This window comes from Mycobacterium sp. 663a-19, assembly GCF_035616495.1.
Taxonomy (GTDB): Bacteria; Actinomycetota; Actinomycetes; order Mycobacteriales; family Mycobacteriaceae; genus Mycobacterium.
Window position 1 is genome coordinate 40,250 of the sequence record NZ_JAPJAV010000017.1, and the last position, 14,663, is coordinate 54,912.

Genomic DNA, 14,663 nt, shown 5'->3' on the forward strand with positions numbered 1-14,663 from the left:
GGCCGCGCGGGGAAAGTTCGTGCGCCCGTAGGATGTTCCACAGCAACCCGGCCATCCCCGAGGAGATTCAGCGACCGTGCCGACCACCGCCGACTTCAAGAACGGACTCGTCCTGGTAATCGACGGACAGCTGTGGACCATCACCGAGTTCCAGCACGTCAAACCCGGCAAGGGCCCGGCCTTCGTGCGCACCAAGCTGAAGAACGTGCTCTCCGGCAAGGTCGTCGACAAGACCTACAACGCCGGCGTGAAGGTGGAGACCGCAACCGTGGACCGGCGCGACACCACCTACCTCTACCGCGACGGCTCGGACTTCGTGTTCATGGACAGCGAGGACTACGAGCAGCACCACCTGCCGGAGTCGCTGGTGGGCGACGCCGCGCGGTTCCTGCTGGAGGGCATGCCGGTGCAGGTGGCGTTCCACGACGGGTCGCCGCTGTACATCGAGCTGCCGGTGTCGGTGGAGCTGGAGGTCACCCACACCGAGCCGGGCCTGCAGGGCGACCGCTCCAGCGCCGGCACCAAGCCGGCCACCCTGCAGACCGGCGCGCAGATCCAGGTGCCGCTGTTCATCAACACCGGAGACAAGCTGAAGGTCGACTCGCGCGACGGCAGCTACCTGGGGCGCGTCAACGCGTGAGCGGGCCCGCCCGGCCCGCGCGCCCGGTCAAGGGACGCCATCAGGCCCGCAAGCGCGCCGTCGACCTGTTGTTCGAGGCCGAGGCCCGCGGCCTGAGCCCGGCCGAGGCCGTCGACCTCCGCGCCGAACTGGCCGGGGCGAACCCGGACGTGGCGCCGCTGCCGGCCTACACCCAGACCGTGGTGCGCGGGGTCGGGGACCAGATCGCCCACATCGACGACCTGATCAGCTCCCATTTGCAGGGCTGGACGCTGGACCGGCTGCCCGCCGTAGACCGCGCCATCCTGCGGGTGTCGGTGTGGGAGCTGCTGCACGCCGCGGACGTGCCGGAGCCCGTCGCCGTCGACGAGGCCGTGCAGCTGGCCAAGGAGCTGTCCACCGACGAGTCGCCGGGCTTCGTCAACGGGGTGCTGGGCCAGGTCATGCTCGTGACGCCGCAGATCCGCGCCGCCGCCCGGGCGCTGGGCAGGCCCGAGGCATGAGCCGGCTGGAGCTGCGCGCCCTCGTCGCGGCCCTCCTGGCCGCGACGGTGGTGCTGGGCGCCGTGGTGTGCGCCGCCTACGGCTGGACCATCGTCGCGTCGGTGCTCTCGATCTACGCGCTGGGCGTCGGCGCCTGGCTCTACCACTCGATCGAGCGCCTGGTCGTGGCCCGCCGGATCAGTACCGTGCGCACGGCCGCCAAGCCGCTGCAGCCGCTGTTGCCGGTGATGGCCGCCATCATGGGGCTGACGCAGGCGGTGGTGCGCTCGCTCAGCGACGTCACCGACCTGCCGGCCCGCCGCTGGGAGCTTCCGGGGCTGCGCTGGGTCGACAGCTCCCGCGCCAACCGGCGGGTGATCGACGCCGACGACGAGTTGGATGGCTGACCCGGCGCCGTCGAATCCTGGGCGAAACGATTCCGTGCGCGGCACCGGCGGGTGACAATACTTGCTGGATCCCGCGGAAGGTGACGACATGAATCGAGACAGTGCCCATCCGCGACGACTTCGCGTCTCCGCGCTGGCCGCCGTGGCCAACCCGTCGTATACCCGCGTGGACACCTGGAACCTGCTCGACGACGCCTGCCGCCACCTCGCCGAGGTCGACCTCGCCGGGCTGGACATCGCCCACGACATGGCCCGGGTGAAACGCCTGATGGACCGCATCGGCGCCTACGAGCGGTACTGGCTGTATCCCGGCGCGGAGAACCTGGCCACCTTCCGCGCGCACCTCGAGAGCAAGTCCACGGTGCGGCTGTCCGAGGAGGTGTCGCTGGCGGCGCGGCTGCTGTGTGAATACGGCGACCGCGCAGGGCTTTTCGACACCGCCGCGCCGTTGGCCGACCAGGAGCTGGTGGCCCAGGCCAAACAGCAGCAGTTCTACACCGTGTTGCTCGCCGACGACGCCCCGATGACGGCGCCCGACAGCCTGGCGGAATGCCTGCGGGCGCTGCGCTCCCCGTCCGACGACGTGCAGTTCGAGCTGCTCGTCGTGCCCAGCGTCGAGGACGCCATCACCGCGGTCGCGCTGAACGGCGAGATCCAGGCCGCGATCATCCGCCACGACCTGCCGCTGCGGTCGCGCGACCGGGTGCCGCTGATGAACACGCTGCTCGGCCCCAACGACGCCGCGCCGGTGACCGATCGCGCCGACGACTGGCTCGAATGCGGCGAGTGGATCCGCGAGTTGCGGCCCCACATCGACCTTTATCTGCTCACCGACGAGTCGATCGCGGCGGGCAACGACGACGAGCAGGACGTCTACGACCGGACGTTCTACCGGCTCAACGACGTGACCGACCTGCACAGCACGGTGCTCGCGGGCCTGCGGAACCGGTTCGCCACACCGTTTTTCGACGCGCTGCGCGCCTACGCGGCGGCGCCGGTCGGTCAGTTCCACGCCCTTCCCGTCGCGCGCGGCGCCAGCATCTTCAACTCCAAGTCGCTGCAGGACATGGGAGAGTTCTACGGCCGCAACATCTTCATGGCCGAGACCTCGACCACCTCGGGTGGCCTGGACTCGCTGCTGGACCCGCACGGCAACATCAAGAAGGCGATGGACAAGGCCGCGAAGACGTGGAACGCCGAGCACACCTACTTCGTCACCAACGGAACGTCGACCGCGAACAAGATCGTCGTGCAGTCCCTGACCCGGCCGGGCGACATCGTCCTGATCGACCGCAACTGCCACAAGTCCCACCACTACGGCCTGGTGCTGGCCGGCGCGTATCCGCTGTACCTCGACGCGTATCCGTTGCCGCAGTTCGCCATTTACGGTGCGGTGTCGCTGGAGACGATCAAGAAGACGCTGCTGGACCTGGAGGCGGCCGGGCAGCTGCACCGGGTGCGCATGCTGTTGCTCACCAACTGCACCTTCGACGGCGTCGTCTACAACCCGCGCCGCGTCATGGAGGAGGTGCTGGCGATCAAGCCGGACATCTGCTTCCTGTGGGACGAGGCGTGGTACGCGTTCGCCACCGCCGTGCCGTGGGCCCGGCAGCGCACCGCCATGGTGTCCGCCGACCGCCTGTACCAGATGTTGTCGTCGCCGGAATACGTTGCGGAATACCGGAAGTGGGCGGCATCGATGCAGGGCGTCGATCGGTCGGAGTGGGTGCACCGCCGGTTGCTGCCCGACCCCGGTTGCGCGCGGGTCCGGGTGTATGCGACGCACTCCACGCACAAGTCGCTGTCGGCGCTGCGGCAGGCGTCGATGATCCACGTGCGCGACCAGGATTTCAATGCGCGCACCCGCGACGCGTTCGGTGAGGCGTTCTTGACCCACACGTCGACCTCGCCCAATCAGCAACTGCTGGCGTCGCTGGATCTGGCGCGCCGACAGGTGGACATCGAGGGATTCCAGCTGGTTCGGCAGGTCTACAACATGGCGCTGACCTTCCGGGGCCGCGTTCGCAAGGACCGGTTGATCAGCAAGTGGTTCCGCATTCTCGACGAGTCCGACCTGGTGCCCGACGAATTCCGGGCCTCCCATGTCAGCTCGTACCGTCAGGTCGTGCAGGGCGCGCAGGCCGAGTGGAACGAGGCGTGGCGGTCCGACGAGTTCGTACTGGATCCGACGCGCGTCACGCTGTTCGTCGGCAAGACCGGGATGAACGGGTACGACTTCCGGGAGAAGGTCCTGATGGACCGCTTCGGCATCCAGATCAACAAGACGTCGATCAACAGCGTGCTGCTGATCTTCACGATCGGGGTGACCTGGTCGAGCGTGCATTACCTGCTCGACGTGCTGCGCCGGGTGGCCACCGACCTCGACCGCCTGCAGAAGGCCGCCAGCGCCGCCGACTGGGCGCTGCACGACCGCCACGTCGAGGAGATCACCGAGGACCTGCCGCACCTGCCCGACTTCAGCGAGTTCGACATCGCGTTCCGTCCCGTCGACGCCTGCGCGTTCGGCGACACGCGGACGGCCTTCTACGCGGGCTACGAGGAGTCGGACCGCGAGTACGTGCTGATCGGCACCGCCGGCCGGCGACTGGCCGAGGGCAAGACGCTGGTGTCCACCACGTTCGTGGTGCCCTACCCGCCCGGCTTCCCGGTGCTCGTCCCGGGTCAGGTGGTCTCCAAGGAGATCATCTATTTCCTGGCCCAGCTCGACGTGAAGGAGATCCACGGGTACAACCCCGAACTCGGGCTGTCGGTGTTCACGCCGGAGGCGCTGGCCCGGATGGAGGCCCAGCGCAACGCGGCGACGGCCGCGGTGGGTTCCGCGTTCCCGGTCTTCGAGGTGTCGGCGGATGCCTCCGCCACGAACGGGTCGTCGAACGGCGACACCGTCGTGCAGGCGGCCGCCAAGGACGCGTGAGCCGGGCCCGCGGCGGCACACCGCGCTAAAGCCCGTTCGTGCTGGACGCCCCGGGTAGGGTGGTAAACATCGGCGATACCTCGCATCTGACCACCACGTCATGTCGTCGCCGATTCGAGTGATCCGGCCGGTTTCCCGGTCAAGACGGGAGCGTCGCAGGCGACATGGCGATACAGAACTGGCACGACGCAGCGCAGATTCATCCGTCGGAGATCCGGGTCGGTGACATCATCGGCTCGCTGGGTCCGGGCCCGCTGCGCTACCGGGTCAAGATGATCAGCGGGCCGCAGGCGACCCCGCGGCAGTGGACGTTTTTCGGCCGCGACGACGCGGGCCTGCAGCACACCAGCACGTTCGGGGAAAACGACCTGGTTCGCAGGTACGCCAAGGCGTCATGACAAGTTCCGCTCACGCGGATCGCAACCGCGGCGACACGGCGCAAGTGGCGCAATAGCCCGACGGGCCGGGATTTCCCGCTGGTCGTGGCGAAGCGCCGCCCGGCGCAATGCGCGGACCGACTCTCAAACCCCCGATTTGGCCGGCCCGTTCGCGCCCTGAGCTGCATTAGCGTGACGGCGTGGCCGACGCCATCCCGATCTCGCGTTCCGAGGGCTCCCGGGCCAATCGTGCCCGCCGGGCCGCCGACGTGTTGCGCCAGCAGATCCACGCCGGCGTCTACGCCGAGGGCCTGCCCGCCGAAAACGACCTGGCGGCGGAGTTCCTGGTGTCCCGCAACACCATTCGCGAGGCGCTGGGCATCCTGAAGAACGAGGGGTTGATCGACCGCGGACCCAAGGTCGGCACCCACGTCGCGCAGCGCAAGTACGACCATCGGCTGGATTCGCTGCTGGGACTCAAGGAGGCGTTCAAGAACCTCGGCGAGGTTCGCAACGAGGTGCGGGCGGCCATGCCGGTGACGGCCCCGCCGTCGGTGGCTCGCCGGCTGCGGCTGCGGCACGGCGAGGAGGCGGTGTTCGTCGAGCGGCTGCGTTACCTCGGCGACCTGCCGCTGAGCCTCGACCTGACCTACCTCGCGCCGGAGATCGGAAACCGAATCCTGGGTCACCCCTTGGAAACCCAAGACCTGTTCGCGCTCATCGAGCAGGTCAGCGGGCGGCGGCTGGGGTCGGCGTCGCTGGCGCTGGAGGCCATCCCCGCCGACGCGCACTCGGCGGCCACGCTGCAGGTGCCCGACGGGTCGGCGCTGCTCATGCTGGAGCGGCTCACCAGCCTCGACGACGGCACGCCCGTCGACCTGGAGTACATCCGGATGCGGGGCGACCGAATCACGATGCGCGGCAATTTATTACGAGCCGAGCCGATAAGGAGCAAACCATGACGCTGGTCAACCACCGCGCCGACGTTCCCGTGACCATCGACGAATCGTTGTGCATCGACGGCTGCACGCTCTGCGTGGAGATCTGCCCGCTTGACGCGCTGGCCATCGACCCCGACACCGGGAAGGCCTTCATGCACGTCGACGAATGCTGGTACTGCGGCCCGTGCGCGGCCCGCTGCCCCACCGGCGCCGTCACGGTGAACATGCCGTATCTGCTCCGCTGATGAAACACCAAGCCACACGGCTGATCTCGATGACGGCCGTCATCGTCGCCGCCGTCTCCGGATGCTCCCTGGAATCGCTGTCGGCGTCCTCCGGCGTGGTAAATGTCGTCGTGGGCTACCAGTCCAAGACCATCAACACCGTCACCGCGGGCACGCTGCTGCGCGCCCAGGGCTACCTGGAGCGCCGGCTCGCCGACATCACCACCCGCACCGGCACCCGATACGCGGTGCGCTGGCAGGACTACGACACCGGCGCCCCGATCACCGCGCAGATGCTCGCCGAGAAGATCGACATCGGCTCGATGGGCGACTACCCGATGCTGATCAACGGCTCCAAGACGCAGGCCAACCCATTGGCCCGCACCGAGATGGTGTCCGTCACCGGCTACAACCCCAAGGGCGCGCTGAACATGGTTGTGGTGCCGCCCGATTCGCCGGCCGCCACGCTGGCCGACCTGGCCGGCGCGAAGGTCTCGGCCAGCGTCGGCTCGGCGGGTCACGGCACCCTGGTGCGGGCGCTGGACGGCGCGCGGGTCGGGGGTGTGCAGGTGCTCAACCAGCAGCCGCAAATCGGGGCGTCGGCGCTGGAATCCGGCCAGGTGCAGGCGCTTTCGCAGTTCGTCGCCTGGCCGGGGCTGTTGGTCTACCAGGGCAAGGCGAGGCTGCTCTACGACGGGGCCGAGCTGAACCTGCCCACCCTGCACGGTGTGGTGGTGCGCCGCTCCTACGCGTCGTCCCACCCCGAGGTGCTGGCGGCCTTCCTGCAGGCGCAACTGGACGCCACCGACTTCCTCAACGAAAAGCCGTTGGAGGCCGCCCGCATCGTCACCCAGGGCAGCGGCCTGCCGCAGGAGGTGGTGTACCTCTACAACGGCCCCGGCGGCACGTCGTTCGACACCACGCTGAAGCCGTCGCTGGTCGACGCGCTGAAAAGCGATGTGCCCTACCTGAAGTCGATCGGCGACTTCGCCGACCTCGACATCGCGGGCTTCGTCTGGGACGGGCCGCTGCGCGCGGTCTTCGCGGCCCGCGGCCTGAACTACGACGCGGCCCGGGCGCGCACCGCGAACCCGTCGACGCTCGGCGGCGACCCGGCATCGGCCAGCGAGCTGTGGCTGGACGGGTCCGACAGGACCCAAACCACCGCCGATCCGACCAGCCTGCTGCAGGCCGCCCGGGATGCCGCCGCGCGCGGCGCCAAGGTCCGCGCGGCCTACGTTCCCGACGCGGAGCTGGGCACCCGGTGGTTCGCCGACAGGGCGGTCTGGGTGAAGGACGGCCAAAGATTCTTGCCCTTCGGCACCCAGGCCGGGGCGCGCCGGTACCTGGCCACGCACCCGGGCGCTGTCGCCATGAATTATCAACAGGCACTGGGGGTTTCGATATGACAGCGGAATTGATCGAACCGGTCGTCGGGGCGGTCTCGACACCGACGTTCGTGCGGCCGCGGCGCGTCGCCTCGCCGTGGCGGTCGCGGCTGCTGCGGGTGGCCTCGGTGGCCGCCGCCGTCGGGCTCTGGCAGCTGCTGACCGCCGGCAAGGTGCGGCTGCTGCTGCGGTTCGACACGTTGCCGACGGTCACCGAGATCGTGACCGCGCTGCACCGCCGGCTCGGCGCCTACGAGTACTGGCTCGACCTGGCGCAGTCGTTGATTCGCATCCTCACCGGCTTCGGGCTGGCCGCGCTGGTCGGCGTCGCGACGGGCGTGTGGCTGGGCCGCTCGCGGTTGTTCGCCGATCTGTTCGGCCCCCTAACCGAGCTGGCCCGGCCCATTCCCGCCATCGCGCTGGTGCCGGTCGCGATCCTGCTGTTTCCCACGGACGAGGCCGGCATCGTGTTCATCACCTTTCTGGCGGCCTACTTTCCGATCATGGTCAGCACCCGGCACGCGGTGCGGGCGCTGCCCACGCTGTGGGAGGACTCCGTGCGCACCCTGGGCGGCGGCCGCTGGCAGGTGCTGCGGCAGGTGGTGCTGCCGGGCATCCTGCCCGGCGTGTTCGGCGGGTTGTCGGTCGGCATGGGCGTGGCGTGGATCTGCGTGATCTCCGCGGAGATGATCTCCGGGCGCCTCGGGGTGGGCTACCGCACCTGGCAGGGGTACACCGTGCTGGCCTACCCCCAGGTGTTCGTCGGCATCATCACCATCGGGGTGCTGGGATTCGCGACGGCCGCGGCCGTCGAGCTGGTGGGCCGCCGGGTGACCCGGTGGTTGCCGCGCGCGCAGGAGCAGTCGCGATGACGGTCGGGATGAGCCTCGAGCTGGACCGAGTTCGGTTGTCCTACACCGGGGATCCGGTCATCGACGGGCTGAGCCTGACGGTGCGGCCCGGGGAGATCCTGGTGCTCACCGGGCCGTCGGGCTCCGGCAAGTCGACGGTGCTGCGCGCCCTGGCGGGCCTGCTGGTGCCCGACGACGGGCGGGTGCTGGCCGACGGCATGCCGGTCACCGGCACGTCGGGCGACCGGGGCATGGTCTTCCAGGACAACGCGCTGCTGCCGTGGCGCACCGTGCGATCCAACATCGAGCTGGCCCTGCGGCTGCGCGGCGAGCCCCGCGCCACCCGCCGCCCGGCGGCCGAGCGCTGGATCGAGGAGCTCGGGCTCACCGGCTTCGGCCACTACCTGCCCAAGAGCCTGTCCGGCGGGATGCGCCAGCGCGTCCAGCTGGCCCGCGGCCTCGCCGGGGCTCCGCGCGCGGTGATGATGGACGAGCCGTTCGGGGCGCTGGACACCCAGACCCGCGCCGCCATGCAGCGACTGCTCGTCGACACGTGGCGCACCCACCCCACCACGATCGTCTTCGTCACGCACGACGTCGACGAGGCGCTGACGCTGGGGGACAGGATCGTCGTGCTGGGCAAGGCCGGCCGGCCCGTGCGGGCGGTGCTTGACGTGCCCGAGCCGCGAGACACCCGGCCCCGCGACGAGCTGCGCGCGGAAATCCTTGCCGCCCTGGATCATTCGGTGGCGGCCTGATGCGGGTTCCGGATTTGGCGCCGGTCCGCCTCGACTGCGACGTGCTGGTCATCGGCGGGGGCACCGCGGGCACCATGGCCGCCCTGTCCGCCGCGGAGGGCGGCGCGCGGGTGCTGTTGCTGGAGAAGGCCCACGTGCGGCACTCCGGCGCGCTGGCGATGGGCATGGACGGGGTCAACAACGCCGTCATTCCCGGCAAGGCCGAACCCGAGGATTACGTCGCCGAGATCACCCGCGCCAACGACGGAATCGTCAACCAGCGCACGCTGTATCAGACGGCCTCCCGCGGGTTCGCGATGGTGCAACGCCTGGAACGCTATGGGGTGAAGTTCGAGAAGGACGAGCACGGCGAGTACGCGGTGCGCCGGGTGCACCGGTCGGGCTCGTACGTGCTGCCCATGCCGGAGGGCAAGGACGTCAAGAAGGCGCTGTATCGGGTGCTGCGGCAGCGGTCGATGCGGGAGCGGATCCGGATCGAGAACCGCCTGATGCCGGTGCGGGTGCTGGTGCAGGACGGCCGGGCCGTCGGCGCCGCCGCCCTGAACACCCGAACCGGTGAATTCGTCGCCGTCGGCGCCAAAGCCGTGATCCTGGCGACCGGGGCGTGCGGGCGGCTCGGCCTGCCCGCGTCGGGCTACCTGTACGGCACCTACGAGAACCCGACCAACGCCGGCGACGGGTACGCGATGGCCTACCACGCGGGCGCCGAGCTGTCCGGCATCGAGTGCTTCCAGGTCAACCCGCTGATCAAGGACTACAACGGCCCGGCCTGCGCCTACGTGGCCAATCCCTTCGGTGGTTACCAGGTCAACGCGCTGGGCGAGCGATTCGTCGACTCCGACTACTGGTCGGGGCAGATGATGGCCGAGGTCAAGAGCGAGATCGACTCTGCCCGCGGGCCCATCTACCTCAAGGTGTCCCACCTGCCCGACGAGACGCTGACCGCGCTGGAGAACATCCTGCACACCACCGAACGGCCCACTCGCGGCACCTTCCACGCCAACCGCGGCCACGACTACCGCACCCACGACGTGGAGATGCACATCTCCGAGATCGGTTTGTGCAGCGGCCATTCCGCCTCCGGGGTCTGGGTCGACGAGCATGCCGGCACCACCGTTCCCGGGCTGTACGCCGCGGGGGACCTGGCCTGCGTGCCGCACAACTACATGATCGGGGCGTTCGTGTTCGGCGACCTGGCCGGCAGCCACGCCGCCGCCTCGTGCGCCGAAGTTGCCGCGCCACAGGAGCTTCCGGGTGATCAACTGCGTGACGCGCACGAGCTGATCTACCGGCCGCTGCGGCATCCGGACGGGCCGCCCCAGCCGCAGGTGGAATACAAGCTGCGCCGGTTCGTCAACGACTATGTGGCGCCGCCCAAGACGGCGGCCAAGCTGTCCATCGCGGTGCGCACCTTCGACCGGATGCGGGCCGAGATCGCCGAGATGGGCGCCCGCACTCCGCACGAGCTGATGCGCGCCGTCGAGGTGTCGTTCATCAGGGACTGCGCCGAGATGGCGGCGCGGTCCTCGCTCACCCGGACCGAATCCCGCTGGGGCCTCTACCACGACCGCGCCGACCTGCCGGGGCGCGACGACAGCCAATGGGGTTATCACCTCAACCTGCGCAAGGGGCCCGGCGGCGCGATGGTGTTCCTCAAACGCCCCGTGGCGCCCTACTTCGTCTCGGTGCCCGAGCTGGACGGCCTGCCGCCGCTGGATCAGACCGTGCACGAGGTGGAGCAGCCGCCGCTGGTGGGCGGTCAGGCCCCGGCCGCCAGCGCTTCGCGGATCGGCTCGGCCACAACGGCATTCGAGGCGCCGTCGCCGCGCATCGCCGAGGTGCTCGCGCTGGAGGAGCCGACGGTCGCCGACCTGGAGCCCTACCTGGCCGACCCGGATCCCGGGGTGCGCAAGACCGCGGTGGCCACGCTCACCGAGCACATCCCCGACGGGTACGCCCCCGCGCTGTTCGCCGCGCTGGACGACGCCGACGCGGGGGTGCGCCGCGCCGGCGCCGAGGGGATCCGCGAGCTGGTGGAGGTGCTGCCCGACCCGGCCGCGGCCCGGTCGCACCTGTCCTCCCGCGACGCCGTGGTGCGCGCGGCGTCGGTGTACATGCTGGCCGCGCGCCGGGTCGGCGCTGCCGACCAATACCGGTGCGCGCTAACGGATCCCGAGCACCGCGTGCGCATCGAGGCGGTGCGGGCGCTGGTGTCGGTCGACGACGTGGCCGGGGTGGTCGCGGCCACCGGCGACGACAACCGGGAGGTCCGCATCGCGGCGGCCGCCGGCCTGGCCACGCTGGGTGGCGGCGCGGATGCGGTGCGCGCGCTGGTCGCCGACCCCGATCCGCTGGTGCGCGCGGCGGCGCTGGCCGCGCTGGGCGAATTGGGCTGCGACCAAAACGATTTCGCCGCCGTCGAAAAGGCGCTGCTGGCACCGGCCTGGCAGGTGCGGGAGGGCGCGGCGCGGGCGCTGGCGGGCGCGACGGCCGAATTCGCCGTTCCCCGGCTGTCCGAGGCGCTTGCCGACGCGCATCTCGACGTGCGCAAGGCGGCCGTGCTGAGCCTGACCCGGTGGGCCGGTGAGCCCGCCGCACGCGACGCGCTCGGGATCGCGCTCAAGGACTCAGACGCCGACGTGCGGGCCTACGCGCGCCGGGCGCTGGCGAGCTTCAGCGGGTCGTGACCGATTTCAGTGGGTTCCACTGCTTGCCTTCGGTTTTCAGCGATGGCCCAGCGATGCGTTGGCGGCCGCGGCGGTCGCGATCAGGTGCTCGGCCACGCTCCTGGCCTGGTCGACGGGGATGGCGAAACCCACACCGATCCAGCCGGTCGGGCCGCCGGGATAGCCGGATCCCATTGTCGCGATTGCGGAATTGAGCCCGATCATCGCGCCGGCCGCGTCGACCAACGCGCCTCCGGAGCTGCCGGGGCTCATCGTGGCGTCCGTTTGGATCGCGTCGAGCACGGCGTCGCCGCTGCCCGGGCCGACGATGCCCGACACCGGACGGTGCAGCGCGCTGATGACCCCGGTGGTGACCGTGCCGTCCAGTCCGAGCGGCGCGCCGATGGCGGCCACGCTCTGGCCCACCTGCAGGCCGGCCGAGGATCCCATCGTTATCGGCCGCAGGCCCGCAACGCCCTGGATGCGAACCACCGCTATGTCGGTGGCGGCGTCGGCGCCGACGATGGCGAACGGCGCGGTGCGTCCGTCGGCGAAAGTCGCGGTGGCCTTCACCGGCGGGCCGGCCTGGCCCGGGCCGGGCGTCGCCACGACGTGGTTGTTCGTCAGGATGAACCCGTCGGTGTCCAGCACCACCCCGGAGCCCTCTTGGGTTTCCGGGCCTATGGCCGTCTCGAGTTTGACCACGCTGGGTATCGCCTTGGCCACACCCTGCTCGAGGGTCGTGGGCGCCGGCGGGGCGGGCGCGGTCGGAGCCCTGGGGGCCGGTGCGGTGGAGTGCAGCGCGACGACGCCGACCGCGCCGACGGCGCCGGAGAACAACGCAAGCGCGGCCGCGCCGGCGATGACCCCCAGCCGGGAGCGCAACCAGAACGCGATGCTCGACACAGGGCCGCCGAAACGACGATGCCCGTGTCGAATTGCGCGCCGTTCGTGGCGGCCGCCAGGCATTTCGTGGCGGCCCGCCGTATGCAGCGGCGCGGTACTAGCGTCGGTGGTCATCGATTAGGCCACCTCTTCCTGTGGCTACTCGCGCGGTGTCAGCGGCGGTGTACCCGTGAAAGGTCGAATTCCCATTTCGCGCCTTGGGAAACGTCGGATCGGCGTTGACAGTGAGCCCAGGGCGTCGATAGTGAGCTCAGGGCGGGCATTTTCGCTTCTCGGCGCCGTGGGCTCACGCTGAAAGCCCTGGATTCACACCCAAAGCCGCGCAGCTACCGCAGGGCCTTGGCGTACAGCAGGGCGTCCAGCGGCTCGGGGCCGATGGTGGGGTAGACGGCGTAGCGGGCCAGCCTGCCCTCCAGCTCGAAACCGGCCCGCAGCAGCACCCGGGACGACCGCTCGTTGTCGACATGGCAGGTGGCCCAGACGCGGTACACGCCGCGATCGGCCTGCAGCGCGTCCATCAGCAGACCGAGGACCTCGGTCATGAAACCCTTGCCCCACCACCGCCGGCCGATGCAGTAACCGATCTCGACCGAGTGCGGCACCGGGCGCCGGCAGCTGGCCAGCCCGATGACTTCGTCGCTGTGCCGCAGCGCGACGGCCCAGGTCCGCTCCTCGTCGCTGACATTGAGCTTTTCGGCGATCACCCGCCGCGTCGCCGCCACGTCCCGGTGCGGCGTCCACTTCAGATACTTGGTGACCTTCGGATCGCGGGCGACCCGTTGAAACAGCGCGCCGGCGTCGTCGAGCACGGGCGGGCGCAGCACCAGCCGCGGCCCGGCGATGCGGTCAGGCGGATAGTCGGCCATGGCGCTAGAGGCCGAGCGCTCGATAGGTGCGGCGGACGAACTTCGGTTGTGCCGTACGCAGTTTCGCCAGCGACGTGTTGCCAGCCACGGCCGTGGCCGCGTCCACGCTGAAGTCGGGCATGTTCTGGATCAGGTACAGCAGGATCAGGTCGGCCGTCGGGTCCGCCTGCCACCAGGTCCCGTATGCGCCGGGCCAGCTGAACGTTCCCAGCCCGCCCGGGCCGAACAGCGGGACGGATTTCACCGGATCGGTCACCACCGACAGGTTCAACCCGAACCCGCGACCGACCCAATACGGCGCCCCGAGGAAGTTGTGTCGCTTCTGTTCGTCGGTGAGCCGGTCGGTGCGCATCAGGCGCACCGACTCAGCGGACAAGACCCGCACCCCGTCGACCGTCCCGTCGCCGAGCAGCATGCGCACGAATCGGAGGTAATCGTCGGCCGTCGACCACAACCCGCCGCCGGCGTTGCAAAACGACGGGGGCGTGATGTGCGGCGGTCCCATCACGTCGTGGTGCAGCCGGTTGTCCTCGTCGAGCCGGTACATGGTGGCGGCGCGCACCCGCGCCTCGGCCGAGACGAAGAACCCGGTATCGGTCATGCCCGCCGGGCCCAGGACGCGTTCGTCGAGAACCCGATGGAACGGCTTGCCCTCGATGCGGGATGCGATGACGCCCAGCAGATCTATGGCGTGGCTGTAGGTCACCTTCTCGCCGGGCTGGTGCACCAGCGGCAGCTTGGCCAGTTCGGTCAGCCAGGCGTCCGGGCCCTGGTTGAACGGCAGCCGCACGTAGGCCTTCGAGATCGGCCCGGACACCGAGAACCCGTAGGCCAGGCCGCTGGTGTGGGTGAGCAGGTCCTCGATCAGGATGGCGCGCCGCGCCGGGTGCGTCCGGTCCAGCGGGCCGCGCGGTTCGTCCAGCACCCGCACGGCGGCGAATTCCGGCGCCCAGCGGGTGATCGGGTCCGTCAGCGCGAGCTTGCCGTCGTCGACCAGGCTCATCACCGCCGCGACCGTGGCGGGTTTGGTCATCGACGCGATGCGGAACAGGGTGTCCCGTTGCATCGGCAGGCCCGCGTCGACGTCGCGGTACCCGATCTCGTTGAGCTGCAGCACTTCTCCGCGCTGCCACACCACCGTCACCGCACCCGCGAGCAGGCCTGCGTCGCAGACCTCGCGGATGGAGGCCTGATTGCCGTCGAGGGCCAAACGGTTCACCCGGTCAGGGTAGCCCGCGGCCGC

At 70.1% G+C, this 14,663-nt stretch carries 14 protein-coding genes; 11 read left to right on the top strand and 3 right to left on the bottom strand.

Annotated features, from left to right (window positions below; genetic code table 11):
• Positions 1–76: 76 nt before the first annotated feature.
• The 11 genes from efp to OQ968_RS23270 all read left to right on the top strand — a co-directional run bounded on the left by efp (position 77) and on the right by OQ968_RS23270 (position 11,669).
• On the top strand, positions 77–640 hold the full coding sequence (gene efp, locus OQ968_RS23220; protein WP_324681839.1) for an elongation factor P: 564 nt from the start codon (positions 77–79) through the stop codon (positions 638–640).
• Positions 637–1,122, top strand: coding sequence for a transcription antitermination factor NusB (gene nusB, locus OQ968_RS23225; protein ID WP_324681841.1), 486 nt, complete (start codon positions 637–639; stop codon positions 1,120–1,122). The genes efp and nusB overlap by 4 nt, the downstream gene beginning before the upstream one ends.
• Positions 1,119–1,508, top strand: a complete 390-nt coding sequence (locus tag OQ968_RS23230) for an antitermination protein NusB (protein ID WP_324681842.1) — start codon at positions 1,119–1,121, stop codon at positions 1,506–1,508. The genes nusB and OQ968_RS23230 overlap by 4 nt, the downstream gene beginning before the upstream one ends.
• 88 nt (positions 1,509–1,596) lie before the next feature.
• Positions 1,597–4,443 (top strand): aminotransferase class I/II-fold pyridoxal phosphate-dependent enzyme, encoded by a 2,847-nt coding sequence (locus OQ968_RS23235; RefSeq protein WP_324681844.1) that lies wholly within the window; start codon positions 1,597–1,599, stop codon positions 4,441–4,443.
• Positions 4,444–4,607: 164 nt separating this feature from the next.
• Positions 4,608–4,841 (top strand): hypothetical protein, encoded by a 234-nt coding sequence (locus tag OQ968_RS23240; RefSeq protein ID WP_324681846.1) that lies wholly within the window; start codon positions 4,608–4,610, stop codon positions 4,839–4,841.
• 191 nt (positions 4,842–5,032) lie between these two features.
• Positions 5,033–5,782 (top strand): GntR family transcriptional regulator, encoded by a 750-nt coding sequence (locus OQ968_RS23245; RefSeq protein WP_420715993.1) that lies wholly within the window; start codon positions 5,033–5,035, stop codon positions 5,780–5,782.
• Positions 5,779–6,006: a ferredoxin family protein gene (locus OQ968_RS23250; RefSeq protein ID WP_324681848.1), complete on the top strand. Its 228-nt coding sequence runs from the start codon at positions 5,779–5,781 to the stop codon at positions 6,004–6,006. Before OQ968_RS23245 ends, OQ968_RS23250 begins: the two co-directional genes overlap by 4 nt.
• A complete protein-coding gene (locus OQ968_RS23255) occupies positions 6,006–7,394 on the top strand; it encodes an ABC transporter substrate-binding protein (RefSeq protein ID WP_324681850.1) in 1,389 nt (462 codons plus the stop codon). Before OQ968_RS23250 ends, OQ968_RS23255 begins: the two co-directional genes overlap by 1 nt.
• Positions 7,391–8,245, top strand: a complete 855-nt coding sequence (locus OQ968_RS23260; protein WP_324681851.1) for an ABC transporter permease — start codon at positions 7,391–7,393, stop codon at positions 8,243–8,245. Before OQ968_RS23255 ends, OQ968_RS23260 begins: the two co-directional genes overlap by 4 nt.
• The gene (locus OQ968_RS23265) at positions 8,242–8,982 is read left to right on the top strand and encodes an ABC transporter ATP-binding protein (protein WP_324681852.1); all 741 of its coding nucleotides are present in this window, start codon (positions 8,242–8,244) and stop codon (positions 8,980–8,982) included. Before OQ968_RS23260 ends, OQ968_RS23265 begins: the two co-directional genes overlap by 4 nt.
• Entirely contained in the window at positions 8,982–11,669 is a 2,688-nt protein-coding gene (locus OQ968_RS23270) for a fumarate reductase/succinate dehydrogenase flavoprotein subunit (RefSeq protein ID WP_324681853.1), read from the top strand. Before OQ968_RS23265 ends, OQ968_RS23270 begins: the two co-directional genes overlap by 1 nt.
• Positions 11,670–11,705: 36 nt before the next feature.
• Here OQ968_RS23270 and OQ968_RS23275 read toward each other — a convergent pair whose 3' ends face one another.
• From OQ968_RS23275 to OQ968_RS23285, 3 genes are all read right to left on the bottom strand, one after another.
• Complete coding sequence (locus OQ968_RS23275) at positions 11,706–12,554, bottom strand: S1C family serine protease (RefSeq protein ID WP_324681854.1); 849 nt, start codon at positions 12,552–12,554, stop codon at positions 11,706–11,708.
• Between the two features lie 326 nt (positions 12,555–12,880).
• Positions 12,881–13,420 carry a GNAT family N-acetyltransferase gene (locus OQ968_RS23280; protein ID WP_324681856.1) on the bottom strand — a complete coding sequence of 180 codons (540 nt, stop codon included), beginning with the start codon at positions 13,418–13,420 and terminating at the stop codon, positions 12,881–12,883.
• A gap of 4 nt (positions 13,421–13,424) precedes the next feature.
• Positions 13,425–14,630, bottom strand: a complete 1,206-nt coding sequence (locus OQ968_RS23285) for a serine hydrolase domain-containing protein (protein WP_324681913.1) — start codon at positions 14,628–14,630, stop codon at positions 13,425–13,427.
• Positions 14,631–14,663: the final 33 nt, after the last annotated feature.

What these genes read in the sequence shown, in the direction of transcription:
- OQ968_RS23230 (WP_324681842.1), top strand. Translation starts at nt 1,119, where the DNA reads ATGAGCCGGCTGGAGCTGCGCGCCCTCGTCGCGGCCCTCCTGGCCGCG.
- OQ968_RS23235 (WP_324681844.1), top strand. Translation starts at nt 1,597, where the DNA reads ATGAATCGAGACAGTGCCCATCCGCGACGACTTCGCGTCTCCGCGCTG.
- OQ968_RS23240 (WP_324681846.1), top strand. Translation starts at nt 4,608, where the DNA reads ATGGCGATACAGAACTGGCACGACGCAGCGCAGATTCATCCGTCGGAG.
- OQ968_RS23250 (WP_324681848.1), top strand. Translation starts at nt 5,779, where the DNA reads ATGACGCTGGTCAACCACCGCGCCGACGTTCCCGTGACCATCGACGAA.
- OQ968_RS23255 (WP_324681850.1), top strand. Translation starts at nt 6,006, where the DNA reads ATGAAACACCAAGCCACACGGCTGATCTCGATGACGGCCGTCATCGTC.
- OQ968_RS23260 (WP_324681851.1), top strand. Translation starts at nt 7,391, where the DNA reads ATGACAGCGGAATTGATCGAACCGGTCGTCGGGGCGGTCTCGACACCG.
- OQ968_RS23265 (WP_324681852.1), top strand. Translation starts at nt 8,242, where the DNA reads ATGACGGTCGGGATGAGCCTCGAGCTGGACCGAGTTCGGTTGTCCTAC.
- OQ968_RS23270 (WP_324681853.1), top strand. Translation starts at nt 8,982, where the DNA reads ATGCGGGTTCCGGATTTGGCGCCGGTCCGCCTCGACTGCGACGTGCTG.
- OQ968_RS23280 (WP_324681856.1), bottom strand. Translation starts at nt 13,420, where the DNA reads ATGGCCGACTATCCGCCTGACCGCATCGCCGGGCCGCGGCTGGTGCTG.